This is a genomic window from Streptomyces sp. cg36 (assembly GCF_041080675.1).
Taxonomy (GTDB): Bacteria; Actinomycetota; Actinomycetes; order Streptomycetales; family Streptomycetaceae; genus Streptomyces.
In genome coordinates this window covers 5,436,969-5,451,409 of sequence record NZ_CP163520.1, presented here as the reverse complement: position 1 = coordinate 5,451,409, position 14,441 = coordinate 5,436,969, and the positions used below count along the sequence as shown (strand labels likewise).

11 protein-coding genes are annotated in these 14,441 nt (G+C 73.5%); 5 read left to right on the top strand and 6 right to left on the bottom strand.

The annotated features are described in order from the left end of the window. Window positions 1–78: 78 nt before the first annotated feature. Complete coding sequence (locus AB5J87_RS24050; protein WP_369379176.1) at window positions 79–1,812, top strand: ABC transporter ATP-binding protein; 1,734 nt, start codon at window positions 79–81, stop codon at window positions 1,810–1,812. Then, on the top strand, window positions 1,809–3,734 hold the full coding sequence (locus AB5J87_RS24045) for an ABC transporter ATP-binding protein (protein ID WP_369379175.1): 1,926 nt from the start codon (window positions 1,809–1,811) through the stop codon (window positions 3,732–3,734). Before AB5J87_RS24050 ends, AB5J87_RS24045 begins: the two co-directional genes overlap by 4 nt. A 64-nt stretch (window positions 3,735–3,798) precedes the next feature. On the opposite strand, the gene AB5J87_RS24040 is transcribed toward AB5J87_RS24045, so the two are convergent. The 5 genes from AB5J87_RS24040 to AB5J87_RS24020 form a co-directional block, all read right to left on the bottom strand. Continuing rightward, window positions 3,799–5,031 carry an RNA polymerase sigma factor gene (locus AB5J87_RS24040; protein ID WP_369379173.1) on the bottom strand — a complete coding sequence of 411 codons (1,233 nt, stop codon included), beginning with the start codon at window positions 5,029–5,031 and terminating at the stop codon, window positions 3,799–3,801. A gap of 149 nt (window positions 5,032–5,180) precedes the next feature. Continuing rightward, a complete protein-coding gene (dnaG, locus tag AB5J87_RS24035; protein WP_369379172.1) occupies window positions 5,181–7,073 on the bottom strand; it encodes a DNA primase in 1,893 nt (630 codons plus the stop codon). 79 nt (window positions 7,074–7,152) lie between these two features. Continuing rightward, complete coding sequence (locus AB5J87_RS24030) at window positions 7,153–8,433, bottom strand: NAD(P)/FAD-dependent oxidoreductase (RefSeq protein ID WP_369379171.1); 1,281 nt, start codon at window positions 8,431–8,433, stop codon at window positions 7,153–7,155. Window positions 8,434–8,567: 134 nt separating this feature from the next. After that, window positions 8,568–9,866, bottom strand: coding sequence for a deoxyguanosinetriphosphate triphosphohydrolase (locus AB5J87_RS24025; RefSeq protein ID WP_369379170.1), 1,299 nt, complete (start codon window positions 9,864–9,866; stop codon window positions 8,568–8,570). 47 nt (window positions 9,867–9,913) lie between these two features. Then, a complete protein-coding gene (locus AB5J87_RS24020; protein WP_369379169.1) occupies window positions 9,914–11,008 on the bottom strand; it encodes a sirohydrochlorin chelatase in 1,095 nt (364 codons plus the stop codon). A gap of 160 nt (window positions 11,009–11,168) precedes the next feature. Between AB5J87_RS24020 and AB5J87_RS24015 the strand changes: the two genes are divergently transcribed. Continuing rightward, window positions 11,169–11,831, top strand: a complete 663-nt coding sequence (locus AB5J87_RS24015; protein WP_369379168.1) for a vancomycin high temperature exclusion protein — start codon at window positions 11,169–11,171, stop codon at window positions 11,829–11,831. Here AB5J87_RS24015 and AB5J87_RS24010 read toward each other — a convergent pair. Beyond that, window positions 11,761–12,264: a gamma-glutamylcyclotransferase family protein gene (locus AB5J87_RS24010; RefSeq protein WP_369379167.1), complete on the bottom strand. Its 504-nt coding sequence runs from the start codon at window positions 12,262–12,264 to the stop codon at window positions 11,761–11,763. The genes AB5J87_RS24015 and AB5J87_RS24010 overlap by 71 nt on opposite strands. 186 nt (window positions 12,265–12,450) lie before the next feature. Between AB5J87_RS24010 and AB5J87_RS24005 the strand changes: the two genes are divergently transcribed. Beyond that, complete coding sequence (locus AB5J87_RS24005) at window positions 12,451–13,119, top strand: hypothetical protein (RefSeq protein ID WP_369379166.1); 669 nt, start codon at window positions 12,451–12,453, stop codon at window positions 13,117–13,119. Continuing rightward, window positions 13,116–14,420, top strand: a complete 1,305-nt coding sequence (locus AB5J87_RS24000; RefSeq protein WP_369379164.1) for an ATP-binding protein — start codon at window positions 13,116–13,118, stop codon at window positions 14,418–14,420. Before AB5J87_RS24005 ends, AB5J87_RS24000 begins: the two co-directional genes overlap by 4 nt. The last annotated feature ends 21 nt before the right edge of the window (window positions 14,421–14,441 follow it).

Genomic DNA, 14,441 nt, shown 5'->3' with positions numbered 1-14,441 from the left:
ATCGGTTGAGGTTCCAGGGGTGGAGTGTCGGAAGATGGGTGCGAACCCCTCGATCTTGCCGACCCGGAGAGCCCCCACGTGCTCATACGACTGCTGCGAACCCATCTGGTTCCGTACAAGAAACCGATCGCGTTCCTGGTGCTCCTCCAGCTGCTCCAGACGTGCGCGACCCTCTATCTGCCGACCCTGAACGCCGACATCATCGACAACGGTGTCGTCAGCGGGGACACCGGATACATCCTGGAGTTCGGCGGTGTCATGATCGCCGTCAGCCTGGTCCAGGTCGTCTGCAACGTCGGCGCCGTCTACTTCGGCGCCCGCACGGCCGCCGCGGTCGGCCGGGACATGCGCGCCGCCGTGTTCGCGCGGGTGCAGTCCTTCTCCGCGCGCGAGGTGGGCCACTTCGGGGCGCCGTCCCTGATCACCCGGACCACCAACGACGTCCAGCAGGTCCAGATGCTGACGCTGATGTCGTTCACCCTGATGGTGTCCGCGCCGATCATGTGCTTCGGCGGCATCATCATGGCGCTCGGCCAGGACGTGCCGCTCTCCGCGGTGCTGCTGGCCGTGGTGCCGGTGCTCGGCGTCTGCGTCTCGCTGATCGTGCGCAAGATGCGTCCGCTGTTCCGGACCATGCAGACCCGCCTCGACACGGTCAACCGCGTCCTGCGCGAGCAGATCACCGGCAACCGGGTGATCAGGGCGTTCGTGAAGGACGACTACGAGCAGGGCCGCTTCCGCGGCGCCAACACCGAGCTCACCGACGTCTCGCTCGGCACCGGCCGGCTGATGGCGCTGATGTTCCCGACGGTGATGACCGTCGTGAACGTCTCGTCGGTCGCGGTGGTCTGGTTCGGCGCGCACCGCATCGACAACGGCTCGCTGCAGATCGGCCAGCTCACCGCGTTCCTCACGTATCTGATGCAGATCGTGATGGCCGTGATGATGGCCACCTTCATGTTCATGATGGTGCCGCGCGCCGAGGTCTGCGCCGAGCGCATCGAGGAGGTGCTGGACACCGAGACGAGCGTGGTGCCGCCGAAGGCCCCCGTCGTCGAGCTGCGCCGCAGCGGCCACCTGGAGGTGCGCGGCGCCGACTTCACCTATCCGGGCGCCGAGGAGGCCGTGCTCAACGGGGTGGAGCTGGTGGCCCGCCCGGGCGAGACCACCGCGATCATCGGGTCGACCGGCAGCGGCAAGTCGACGCTGCTCGGTCTCGTACCGAGGCTGTTCGACGTGACGGACGGGGCGGTGCTCGTCGACGGCGAGGACGTGCGGACCCTGGATCCCGCGCTGCTCGCCAAGACGGTGTCGATGGTCCCGCAGAAGCCGTACCTCTTCTCCGGGACGGTCGCGACCAACCTGCGGTACGGGAACCCGGACGCCACCGACGAGGAGCTCTGGCACGCGCTGGAGGTCGCCCAGGCCAAGGAGTTCGTCGGCAAGCTGGAGGGCGGGCTGAACGCGCCGATCTCCCAGGGCGGCACCAATGTCTCCGGCGGCCAGCGCCAGCGCCTGGCGATCGCCCGGACCCTGGTGCAGCGCCCCGAGATCTACCTCTTCGACGACTCGTTCTCGGCGCTCGACTACGCGACGGACGCGGCCCTGCGGGCGGCGCTGCTGCGCGAGACGCGCGAGGCGACCGTCGTGATCGTCGCCCAGCGGGTCTCCACGATCCGCGACGCCGACCGGATCGTCGTCCTCGACGAGGGCCGGGTCGTCGGCACCGGCCGCCACCACGAGCTGATGGCCGAGAACGAGACGTACCGGGAGATCGTGCTCTCCCAGCTGACGGAGGCCGAGGCGGCATGAGCGGACACATGGCCCGGATGATGGGCCAGGGCGACGGCAAGCGCTCGATGGACTTCAAGGGGTCCGCGAAGCGGCTGCTCAGACAACTCGCGCCGGAGAAGGGCACGCTCTATGTGATGCTCGTGGCGGCCGTGCTCAGCGTGGCGCTCTCGGTGGTCGGGCCGAAGATCCTCGGCAAGGCGACCGACCTGGTCTTCGCGGGCGTGGTCGGCCGGCAGATGCCGGACGGGACGACCAAGGCGCAGGCGCTGGACCGGCTGCGCGCCAAGGGCGACGGCGGCCTCGCCGACATGCTCTCCGGGGTGGACTTCACCCCCGGCCACGGCATCGACTTCGGCTCGGTCGGCAGCGTGCTGCTGGTCGCGCTCGCGGTGTACGTGGGCGCGGGCCTGGCGATGCTGGTGGCGACCCGGCTCTCCAACCGGGCGATCAACCGCACGGTGTTCCGGATGCGCGAGCAGGTGCAGGCGAAGCTCTCGCGGCTGCCGCTGTCCTACTTCGACCGGGCCAAGCGCGGCGAGGTGCTCAGCCGGGCCACCAACGACATCGACAACATCTCGCAGACGATGCAGCAGACGATGGGCCAGCTCATCAACTCGCTGCTGACGATCGTCGGCGTGCTCGCGATGATGTTCTGGATCTCTCCGCTGCTGGCCCTGGTGGCGCTGGCGACCGTACCGCTGTCGGTGTTCGTGGCGACCAAGGTCGGCAAGCGCTCGCAGCCGCAGTTCGTGCAGCAGTGGAAGACCACCGGGCGGCTCAACGCGCACGTCGAGGAGATGTACACCGGGCACAGCCTGGTGAAGGTCTTCGGGCGGCAGGAGGAGTCGGCGCGGCAGTTCGCCGAGCAGAACGAGGAGCTGTACGAGGCCGGGTTCAAGGCGCAGTTCAACAGCGGTGTGATGCAGCCGCTGATGATGTTCATCTCGAACCTGAACTACGTGCTGGTCGCGGTGGTCGGCGGACTGCGGGTGGCCTCGGGGTCGCTGTCGATCGGCGATGTGCAGGCGTTCATCCAGTACTCGCGGCAGTTCTCGATGCCGCTCACCCAGGTCGCCTCGATGGCGAACCTGGTGCAGTCGGGCGTGGCCTCCGCCGAGCGGATCTTCGAGCTGCTCGACGCGGACGAGCAGGAGCCGGACGCGGCCTCGGCCGAGCGGCCGGTGGAGCGGCGCGGCGCGGTGACGCTGGAGAAGGTCTCGTTCCGCTACGAGCCGGAGAAGCCCCTCATCGACGATCTGTCGCTGAAGGTCGAGCCGGGCCAGACCGTCGCCATCGTCGGCCCGACCGGCGCGGGCAAGACCACGCTGGTCAACCTGCTGATGCGGTTCTACGAGGTGACGGACGGGCGGATCACCCTGGACGGGGTGGACGCGGCCCGGATGTCCCGCCAGGAGCTGCGCGCGGGCATCGGCATGGTGCTCCAGGACACCTGGCTGTTCGGCGGCACCATCGCGGACAACATCGCGTACGGCGCGGACCGGCCGGTGACGCGCGAGGAGATCGAGGAGGCGGCCCGCGCGGCGCACGCCGACCGGTTCGTGCGCACGCTGCCCGACGGGTACGACACCGTGATCGACGACGAGGGCACGGGGGTGAGCGCGGGCGAGAAGCAGCTGATCACCATCGCCCGGGCGTTCCTGTCCGACCCGGTGATCCTGGTGCTGGACGAGGCGACGAGTTCGGTGGACACCCGGACGGAGGTGCTGATCCAGAAGGCGATGGCGCGCCTCGCGCACGGCCGTACGTCCTTCGTGATCGCGCACCGGCTCTCCACGATCCGGGACGCGGACGTCATCCTCGTGATGGAGAACGGCGCGATCGTGGAGCAGGGCTCGCACGACGAACTGCTGGCCGCCGACGGCGCGTACGCGCGGCTGTACGCGGCGCAGTTCGCCCAGGCGGTGGCCGAGGTCGACTGACCCGTCCGCCCGCGGGCACGCGTTCCGCCCTCGGCGGCGCGCCTGCCCGCGGGCGCGCCGGGCCTCAGTCCAGATAGCCGCGGAGCTGGTCCGCGAAGGCGTGGTCGCGGAGTTTGTTCAGGGTCTTGGACTCGATCTGGCGGATGCGTTCGCGGGTGACGCCGAAGATCCGGCCGATCTCCTCCAGGGTGCGGGGGCGGCCGTCCGCCAGGCCGTAGCGCAGCTGGACCACCTTGCGCTCGCGCTCGCCCAGCGTGGACAGCACCGCCTCCAGGTGCTCGCGCAGCAGCAGGAAGGCGGCGGACTCCACGGGGGACGCGGCGTCGCCGTCCTCGATGAGGTCGCCGAGCGCCACGTCGTCCTCCTCGCCGACGGGCGCGTGCAGCGAGACGGGCTCTTGGGCGAGCCGCAGCACCTCGCTGACGCGCTCGGGCGCCAGGTCGAGATGGGCGGCCACCTCCTCCGGCGTCGGCTCGTAGCCGCGCTCCTGGAGCATCCGGCGCTGCACCCGGACGACCCGGTTGATCAGCTCCACCACATGGACCGGGACGCGGATCGTGCGCGCCTGGTCGGCGAGGGCGCGGGACATGGCCTGGCGGATCCACCACGTCGCGTACGTGGAGAACTTGTAGCCGCGCGCGTAGTCGAACTTCTCCACCGCGCGGATCAGTCCGAGGTTCCCCTCCTGGACCAGGTCGAGCATGGTGAGCCCGCGCCCGACGTACCGCTTGGCCACCGAGACGACGAGCCGCAGGTTGGCCTCGATCAGCCGGCGCTTGGCCATCCGGCCCATGACGACCAACTTGTCGAGGTCCACGGCGAGTTGGGAGTCCAGGTCGGGGGTGCTGCCGAGCTTCTCCTCGGCGAACAGGCCCGCTTCGACCCGGCGGGCCAGCTCCACCTCCTCGGCGGCGGTGAGCAGCGGGATGCGCCCGATCTCGCGCAGGTACTGGCGGAAGAGATCGGAGGACGGCCCGCCGGTATCCACCCGCCCCGGCACCCGCTCGGGCGGCTCGTGCACCTCCACCACATCGTCGGCGAGCTCCACGGCGGGCGCGTCGGCCTCGGGGTGGAGCGGGGCCCGGCTCTGCGGGGGCACGGTCGTGACGACGTCGCTGTCGGTCAGGGTCTGGGTCTGCACGGGGGCGACCTCCAGGGTGATCGCTGCCGGATCGGGGGCGTGCGGCAGCGGGACGGGGGCGGCCGGGCCGCTGTCCGTCCCGTACACGATGAGCGGATCCGCGGGGGTGAGGTGCCCACCGTCGGTGGGCCGGCCGCGCTCCGAGGACTCAGGCACCGCACCCCAGTGTGGGGTAAGACACATCTCCGCCACGAGGGGCGTGCGGTGACTTTTTGCAGCCGGTCCGTGACCGCGTGGTTACCGGAGCGGCGGCGCCATGCCGCGCTGTTCCGGGTACGGGTACCCCGTACCGTCCGTGCCAGACCTCAGAGGGCCTCGGCGCCCCGGTTGCGCAGGGCCTGTCCGTACTGCTGGAGGACCCACAACTCGTTCTGCACGGCGGCCAGTCGCTCCGGGTCGCCGTTCTGCCCGAGGCGGGCCAGCGAGCCCTGGATGTCCAGCAGCCGGCGGTCGACGGCGCGGCGGCGGACGGCGACCAGCTGCTCCCCCGCGTACGCCTCGTCGACCACGCGGGCGTGGATGGACTCCACGGCGAGCTCGGTGACCAGGGCGCGCACGGTGTCGTTGGGCGCGGAGTCCATGACGGCCGGGAGGTAGTCGGAGGGCGCGTCGGCGGCGCCGCCCGCGTCCATGACGCACTGGCGCACCGCCGCGTAGGGCGGGGCGGTGAACTCGTCCACGCCGTAGGCGTCGAAGGCCGGGGAGACCAGGTTCGGATGCTGGAGCGCCAGCTTCAGCAGCTCGCGCTCGGTGCGGTGGGCGGGGCTGCGCAGGTTCAGCGCGGGGCCGGCGGGGGCGGCGGACGGGGCCTGGACCTCGCCGTACTCCCGGCGGCCCTGGGGGGCCGGGCCCTTGCCGCCGCGGTCGCGGGCCCAACGCGCCAGCTGGGCGACGCGCTTGACCACGAACTGGGTGTCCAGGATGCCGAGGATGCCGGCCAGCTGGACCGCCACCTCGTGCTGGGACGCCACGTTCTTGATCCGGGCGACGATCGGGGCGGCCTCGTCCAGGGCGGCGGCGCGGCCCGCCGGGGTCTCCAGGTCGTACCGCTGGACGATCTGGCGGATGGCGAACTCGAAGAGCGGGGTGCGGGGCTGGACCAGGTCGGCCACCGCCTCGTTGCCCTTGGCCAGCCGCAGCTCGCAGGGGTCCATGCCGTCGGGGGCGATGGCGATGTACGTCTCGGCGGCGAACTTCTGGTCGTCCTCGAAGGCGCGCAGGGCGGCCTTCTGGCCCGCCGCGTCACCGTCGAAGGTGAAGATCACGCGCGCGCTGCCGTTGTCCATCAGCAGGCGGCGCAGGATCTTGATGTGGTCGCCGCCGAAGGCGGTGCCGCAGGTGGCGATGGCGGTGGTGACCCCGGCCAGGTGGCAGGCCATGACGTCGGTGTAGCCCTCGACGACGACCGCGCGGCTGGACTTGGCGATGTCCTTCTTGGCGAGGTCGATCCCGTACAGCACCTGCGACTTCTTGTAGATCGCGGTCTCGGGGGTGTTGAGGTACTTGGGGCCGTTGTCGTCGTCGCGGAGCTTGCGGGCGCCGAAGCCGACGACTTCGCCGGAGACGTCGCGGATCGGCCACATCAGCCGGCCGCGGAAGCGGTCGATGGGGCCCCGGCGGCCCTCCTGGGAGAGCCCGGAGAGGGTCAGCTCCTTGTCGCTGAAGCCCTTGCCGCGCAGGAAGCGGGTGAGGTGGTCCCAGCCCGCCGGGCTGTAGCCGACGCCGAAGTGGGCGGCGGCGGCCTGGTCGAAGCCGCGCTCCGCGAGGAAGGCGCGGCCGACCTCGGCCTCGGGGCTGGTGCCCAGCTGCTCGATGTAGAACTGCGCGGCCATCTTGTGCGCCTCGACCAGCCGGATGCGCTCACCGCGCTGGTGGGACGGGTTGTAGCCGCCCTCCTCGTACCGCAGGGTGATGCCCGCGGTGGCGGCGAGGCGCTCGACCGCCTCGGAGAACGACAGGTGGTCGATCTTCCGCACGAAGGCGATCGTGTCGCCGCCTTCCTGGCAGCCGAAGCAGTGGAAGAGGCCCTTGCTGGGGCTGACCTGGAAGGACGGGGACTTCTCGTCGTGGAAGGGGCAGAGGCCCTTGAGGTTGCCGCCGCCCGCGTTGCGCAGCTGGAGGTACTCGGACACGACGGCGTCGATCGGGACCGCGTCCCGGACCGCCTTCACGTCGTCATCGTTGATCCTGCCTGCCACGCGGCAATTCTACGGTGACGCGGTGACACTCGGGACGGGTCGGGGCGCGCCGTGACGGGCCGGGGCGGTCCGGGCGGGGTCAGGAGGCGTCGGGTACGAGCTCCGAGAGCGGCACCGACGGGTCGGCCAGCCGGTCCGGGTCGACCTGGACGCCCTTGGACCCGGCGCGGATCAGGCTCTGGATCGCGTCTGTGACATCCCACACGTTCACGTTCATCCCCGCCAGCACCCGGCCCTCGCTGAGCCAGAAGGCGATGAACTCGCGCTTTCCGGCGTCGCCCCTGAGCAGTACCTGGTCGTAGGAGCCGGGCGGTGCCCAGCCGGAGTATTCGAGGCCCAGGTCGTACTGGTCGGAGAAGAAGTAGGGGATCCGGTCGTAGGTGACGTCCTGGCCGAGCATCGCGCGCGCGGCGGCCGGGCCGCCGTTGAGGGCGTTGGCCCAGTGCTCCACCCGCAGCCGGGTGTCCAGCAGCGGGTGGTGGGAGGCGGCCACGTCGCCCGCGGCGAAGACGTCCGGGTCGGAGGTGCGCAGCGAGGCGTCCACCGCGATCCCGCCGCCGTGCTCCCGGTCGACGAGCGCGAGCCCGGCGGCCTCGGCGAGCGCGGTGCGCGGGGCGGCGCCGATCGCGGCGAGCACGTCGTGCGCCGGGTGCTCCTCGCCGTCGTCGGTGCGGGCCGCCAGCACCATGCCGTCCTGGCCGGTGATCTCGGTGAGCCGGGCGCCGAAGTGGAAGCGCACCCCGTGCTCGGCGTGCAGATCGGCGAACATCTGGCCCAGCTCGGGGCCGATCACCTGGTGCAGCGGGGTCTGCTCGGGCTCGACGACGGTGACCTCCGCCCCGTACCCGCGGGCCGCCGCCGCGACCTCCAGGCCGATCCAGCCGGCCCCGGCGATCACCAGATGGCCGTTGTCGCGGCCGAGCGCCTTCAGGACGTGGCGCAGCCGCTCGGAGTGGGCGAGGCGGCGCAGGTGGTGGACGCCCGCGAGACCGGTGCCGGGGATGTCGAGGCGGCGGGGCTCGGAGCCGGTGGCGAGGAGCAGCTTGTCGTAGCCGATGACGGTGCCGTCGCCCAGGCGCACGGTCCTGGCCGCGCGGTCGATGGAGACGACGGTCTGGCCGAGGTGGAGCTCGACGTCGCGCTGCGCGTACCAGGCGGGCTCGTGGACGAAGACGGAGTCGCGGTCCTCCTTGCCGGAGAGGAACCCCTTGGACAGGGGCGGCCGTTCATAGGGGTGTTCCCGTTCGTCTCCGATGAGGATCACCCGGCCGTTGAACCCCTCGGCGCGCAGGGTCTCGGCGGCCTTGGCCCCGGCCAGTCCTCCACCGACAATGACAAATGTCCGGTCTGCGTCGACCACTTGATGCCTCCTCGTTGCTCAGCCGCCATCTGCGAGCGTCCCGCACGGAGCGTGGTGGGGGAAGAGGGCTGGCTCCGTCGGGGCGGCCGAGTGGCCGGGCTTCATCGGTGCTTCACGGGTGCGTCCACCATGCCTCATCCGTGACGGGCAGTGAGTCTGGCGTGCAGGGAAAGGGCCGCCGCATCGGTCAGGGAGGCGATCTGGTCGACGATGACCCGCTTGCGCTCCCGGTCGTCGCACGCATCCGCGAACAGGGCGCGGAACTGCGGGTCGAGGCCGTCGGCGGGGGCGCGCGCGGTGAGCGCTTCGGCCAGTTCGGCCAGAATCACCCGCTGGTCGGCGCGGAGCCGCTCCTGGTCCTCGCGCTGCATCACGTAGCGGACGGCGACCGCCTTCAGTACGGCGCACTCGTTGCGCGCGGCGCGCGGCACCACCAGCTCCGCCCCGTACCTGCTGAGCCGGCCCGCGCCGTGGCGCCCGCGCGTGGCGCTCTCGGCGGCCAGGCAGAACCGGCCGATGAGCTGGCTGGTGGCGTCCTTGAGACGGGCCTGGGCGACCGCCGACCCGTCGTACCCGTGCGGCCACCACTCCTCGGCCATCAGCCGGTCCAGGGCGTCGGCGAGCTCCTGCGGATCGGTGTCGTCCGGCACGTACCGCCCGATCGCGACGCGCCAGATGTCCGCCCGCTCCGGCTCGGCGAAGAGCAGGTTGGGGTCGATGTGCCCGGCGTGCAGCCCGTCCTCGAAGTCGTGGACCGAGTACGCCACGTCGTCGGACCAGTCCATCACCTGGGCCTCGAAGCACTTGCGGTACGGCTCGGCGCCCCGGCGGATCCAGTCGAAGACCGGCAGGTCGTCCTCGTACACCCCGAACTTCACCGAGCGCGGGTCGGTGGGGTGGGCGCCGCGCGGCCACGGGTACTTGGTGGCCGCATCCAGCGCGGCGCGGGTGAGGTTGAGGCCGACGCTGACCGGCTCGCCGTGCTCGCCGCGCACGAAGCGCTTGGGTTCGAGCCGGGTCAGCAGGCGCAGCGACTGGGCGTTGCCCTCGAAGCCGCCGCAGTCCTTGGCGAAGTCGTTCAGCGCCTGTTCGCCGTTGTGCCCGAAGGGCGGGTGGCCCATGTCGTGGGCCAGGCAGGCGGCCTCGACGAGGTCGGGGTCGCAGCCGAGGGCGGCGCCGAGCTCGCGGCCGACCTGGGCGCACTCCAGGGAGTGGGTGAGCCGGGTCCGCGGGCTGGCGTCCCACATCCCGCCGGTGACGCCGGGGGTGACGACCTGCGTCTTGCCCGCCAGGCGGCGCAGCGCGCCGGAGTGGAGCACGCGCGCGCGGTCGCGCTGGAAGGCGGTGCGGCCGGGCCGCTTGTCTGGCTCGGCGGCCCACCGCTCCGCGTCGGACGGGTCGTATCCGGGGTGGTGTGCTGCGATGCCTTCCATGCCCCGACAGTAAACGGAACCACCGACAACCGGCGTGCCGGAGCCGATCAGGCCGTGGCCAGTTCGCGGTGCAGGGGGGCGAAGGGGGCGGCGGCCAGCGCCTGGTCGTAGCGGTGCAGGACGAGGCGGGCGACGGCCGGGTGGGCGCCGAGGGGGGCCGCGGCGATCCCGCGCGCGTGCCCGGCGCACTGGGTGGCGAACCGGCCCGGCGCGGTGAAGTACGAGGCGACCGCGAGGCGTTGGCGCCCGCGCCCGGCGAGCGCCCGCAGCGCCTCGGGGACGGTGGGGGCGAGGGCGGAGGCGTACGCGGGTATCACCGGCACCCCGCCGAGCCGCTCCGCCAGCTGTCCGGCGGTGCGGCGGGCGTCGGCGGCGGACTCGGGGTCGCGGGAGCCCGCCCCGGCGAGGACCACCGCGCCGGTGCGCCGGGTGCGGGCGTCGTCCTGCCACCCGGCCTCCAGCAGCCGCTCGTACAGCGCCTCCACGAGCAGCGGGTGCGGGCCGAGCGGCTGGGCGACGCGGGCGCGCAGCCGCGGGGCGCCCGCCACGGCGGCCGGGACGTCCCGCTTGACGTGGTACCCCCGGCCGAGCAGCAGCGGCACCAGGACGGCGCGGCCCGCGCCGAGCCCGGCGAGGGTGGCGGGCAGGGCGGGCTCGTCGATCTCGATGTGGCCGAGCCGCACGTCGAGCCCGGGACGCAGCTCGCGGACCAGGCCGAGCAGGGCGGTGACGGTGCGCAGCGCCCGCGGGTCGCGGCTGCCGTGGGCGACGGCGACCAGGACGGGTCCGGCGGGGTCGCCGCCGGGGGCGGATCCGGCGGCAGCGCGGCCGGGGGCGGCGGGCGGGACGGGTCCGGCGGGGTCGTCGCGGCGGGCGGCGACGGTGGCGGGCCCGGCGGCACCGCCGCGGCGGGCGGCGGCGGACCCGGCGGCACCGCCGCGGCGGGCGGCGGCGACCGGGGCGGGTCCGGCGGCGTCCGGCCGGGGGGTGGATGGCATCGGCCTGCGGCTCCCGTTCGGTCGTAGGTGGCTGAGCTGGCTGCCCAGTTGGGCGGTGATGCGGGTGAGGAGTTCGGCCGTGCTGTCGAGCGGCAGCGGGCGGCGGGCGGGCTGGTGCTGCGCGGGCTTCTCCGTCTCCGTCATGGACCGATCCTGCCGGGCCCACATTGCCACGCCGTTGCGCCGTGGTGACGGGTGTTTTCCGCCTCCTCACGCGCGCGGCCGCCGCCCGCGAGAACCGCGGCCCCCCTCACGCGCGTCGCAACGGTCGTACCGCTCGCCACCAACGCCCCGGGGGACCCGCATGCGCCTGCCGCGCACCCGCACCGCACAGCGGCGGACCGTGCAGGGCGTCGCGGCCCTGTGCACGCTGGCGCTCGCCCCGGCCGCCTGGACGTTCACGGCCGCCGAGGGGAAGGTCGGCACGGTCGCGCAGGCGCCGGCGTCCGGGGTGGCGGTGGTGTTCGGGGCCGGGCTGTGGCGGGGCGAGCCGTCCCCGTACCTGGCGCACCGCCTGGACGCGGCGGTCGAGCTGTACCGGGCGGGAAAGGTCCGGGCGGTCCTGGTGACCGGCGACAACGGGCGGGCCGAGTACGACGAGCCGGACGCCATGCGCACCTATCTGGTCCGCCACGGCGTGCCGGACCGGCAGGTGGTGAGCGACTTCGCGGGTTTCGACACCTGGGACAGCTGCGTGCGGGCCAGGAAGGTGTTCGGGGTGGAGCGGGCGGTCCTGGTGAGCCAGGGCTTCCACATCCGCCGGGCGGTCGCGCTGTGCGAGGCGGCCGGGGTCGACTCGTACGGGGTCGCGGTCGACGCCGTCCACGACGCCACCTGGTACTACGGCGCCGCCCGCGAGGTGCTCGCCGCGGGGAAGGCCGTGGCCGACGCGGTCCTCACCCCGGATCCGCGCTTCCTCGGCCCGAAGGAGCCGGGGGTAGCGCGCGCGCTCGGCTCCGCGCCGTGATCCAGTCGCCGCCGGGGACCACGGTCCCGGCGGCCCGCAGCCGCCGGGCCAGCGGCGGCGCCGCCAGGTAGACCCAGGCGCGGGCCGTGGCCCCGCCGGGCAGGTCGACCGTGCACGCCACCCGGTCGTACAGGTTGCGCGGGTCACCCGGCCCGTGGCACTCCTCCAGCCGGTCCAGGACCCGCAGGACCCGGGCGTACTCCTCGGGGCGCGGGGTGATCAGGGTGCCGGTGACGGATCCGTCGCCTCTCGTCGCGTACGGGTAGCCGGGGCCCTCGTACAGGACCGCCCCGGGCAGCCGCGCGGGGTGTTCGGACGCGGTCCGGCCGTGCAGCAGGCTCATGTGGTAGCGCTCGCCGGGGCGCAGGGTGCCGTAGACGAAGAAGGGCAGCTCCGCCGGGTTCCGCGCGGGTGCCGGCTCGACCGTTTCCACAGGTGCTCCCGGGGTGGCAGGGACGTACGGACGGGTCGGAAGTCCCTGATCCGACGACTGAGGCACGGTGTACGCACAGCTGTTACACACCGTCCCGGATTCCGTGATGCTCCGGATCTACCGTCGATTGTCGCGGCCGGTGCGACCGGCCGGTTCCCCGCCCCCTGCCCCAGGTCCTGCCACTTCATGATCAAGAGTGTTCGCGCCGGTACGGCCGTAGCCGTGCTCGCCGTCGGCGTCCTCGCCCTCGGCGGCTGCGGCGTGCCCGCCGGCCTGCGCGACGGCGGCACCGCGCCCCCGGTGGCCGCCCAGCCCAGCCCGCAGCCGCTGTGGCCCGACTGGGACGGCATCGCCCGCAAACGGCCGGGCCCCGCCGTCAGCGCGCCGCGGCCCGCGCCGACGCCGCTGAGCGGGATCCGGGTGCCCGGGAGCGGACTCGCCGGGATCGACCCGGCCGAGGTGCTCAGGGCCGACCCGCGCGCCAAGGTCCTCGGCAAGCCGCAGAAGGCCGCGCGGCCGGGGCAGCCGGGGCTGCGCCCGCCCGTCCTGCGCGACCTCACCGGCGACGGGCAGCCCGAACTGATCCTCTCGGCCGACCTGGACAGCGGCCGTACCGCGATGGCCGTGTACACGGCCCGCGACGGCGAGGTCGTCCCGGTGCTGCACATCGGCGGCAAGCTGCTCGGGGTGGAGACCGTCGGCACCGACCTGGTGGTGCGCAGCGCCGCCGACGACGGCGCCGAGCAGGCCGTCCGCTACCGCTGGGACGGGGCCCGCCTCTCCTCGGTGAGCGACATCAGGACGTACCAGCGCGACGACGAGGAAGACGCGCCGGAGCCGGAGGACGGGCCGTGAGGCGCGGTACGGGCGGACGCCCGGCCATGTGGCTCGCGGGCGCCGCCCGCCCGGTGCGCAGGCTGCGCGCGCTCGTCCGCGGCCTCAGCCTGCGCTGGAAGATCGCGGCGCTGCTCTCGGGCGGCTGCGCGCTGGTCGCGGTCGCCATCGGGGTGGCCATGCACCAGGCGCGGGCCGCGCAACTGGTGGACACCGCACGGGAGTCGGCGAGCGCGCAGCTGGTGCGGGTGCGCCAGCTGTACGAGCTGACCGGGCGCGTCGAGCAGAGCGACACGGACGCGGCGGTGGACGACGGGCGGCTACCGTCCGCGCTGCGCGACTCGGCGCGGGCGGGCCACCGCGGCACCTTCGTCGACCTGGACGGGCGGGCACCGGCGGTGTGGGCCGCGCGGCCCATCGGCGACCAGGTGCTCTCGGTGCGGCTGCCGCTCACCGCGCAACGCGCCGAACTGCGCGAGTTCGACCGCGCGCTGGTGGCGTGGGGGGCGCTGGTGGTGGCGCTCGCCGCGGTCGGCGGAGTGGGCCTCGCCAGCCGGCTCAGCCGGGAGCTGCGGACGGCCGCGGCCACCGCGCGCCGGATCTCCCGGGGCGAGCTCGACGCCCGGATCGGCCGGGCCGGACCGGCCGACTCCCGCGACGAGGTGGCGGAGCTGTCGCACGCGGTGGACACCATGGCCGCCTCCCTCCAGCGGCAGTTGGAGGCCGAGCGGCGGTTCACCGCCGATGTGGCGCACGAGCTGCGCACTCCGCTGACCGGGCTGCACACCGCCGCCGAGCTGCTGCCGCCGAGCCGCCCCACCGAGCTGGTGCGCGACCGGGTCGCGGTGCTGCGCACGCTCACCGAGGACCTGCTCGAAGTGGCCCGGCTGGACGCCCGGGTGGAGCGCCCCGAGCTGGAGGTGCGCCCGCTGGGGCCGCTGGTGGAGGGGGTACTCGAACGCTGTGGCTTCGCGGGTGCGGTGGCCGTCGACGGGGGCGCCGTGGTGCGTACGGATCCCCGGCGGCTGGAGCGGATCCTGGTGAACCTGGTGGCCAACGCCCGGCGGCACGGCGCGGACCCGGTCGAGGTCACCGTCTCCGGCCCGGCCGTGACGGTGCGCGACCACGGTCCCGGCTTCCCCGCCGAGGTCCTGCTGGAAGGGCCGCGCCGGTTCGTCACCGGCGCGGCGGAGCGCGGCCGGGGCACCGGCCTCGGCCTGACGATCACGCTCGGCCAGGCGGAGGTCATCGGCGCGACCGTGACCCTGAGCAACCGCGCCTCGGGGGGCGCCGCGGCCACGGTGACGCTGCCGGAGGCGTGAGGGGGCACGGCGGGGCGCTGG

Coding starts and splice junctions, on each gene's coding strand:
- AB5J87_RS24045 (WP_369379175.1), top strand. CDS start 1,809: ATGAGCGGACACATGGCCCGGATGATGGGCCAGGGCGACGGCAAGCGC.
- AB5J87_RS24025 (WP_369379170.1), bottom strand. CDS start 9,866: ATGGAAGGCATCGCAGCACACCACCCCGGATACGACCCGTCCGACGCG.
- AB5J87_RS24015 (WP_369379168.1), top strand. CDS start 11,169: ATGCGCCTGCCGCGCACCCGCACCGCACAGCGGCGGACCGTGCAGGGC.
- AB5J87_RS24005 (WP_369379166.1), top strand. CDS start 12,451: ATGATCAAGAGTGTTCGCGCCGGTACGGCCGTAGCCGTGCTCGCCGTC.
- AB5J87_RS24020 (WP_369379169.1), bottom strand. CDS start 11,008: ATGACGGAGACGGAGAAGCCCGCGCAGCACCAGCCCGCCCGCCGCCCG.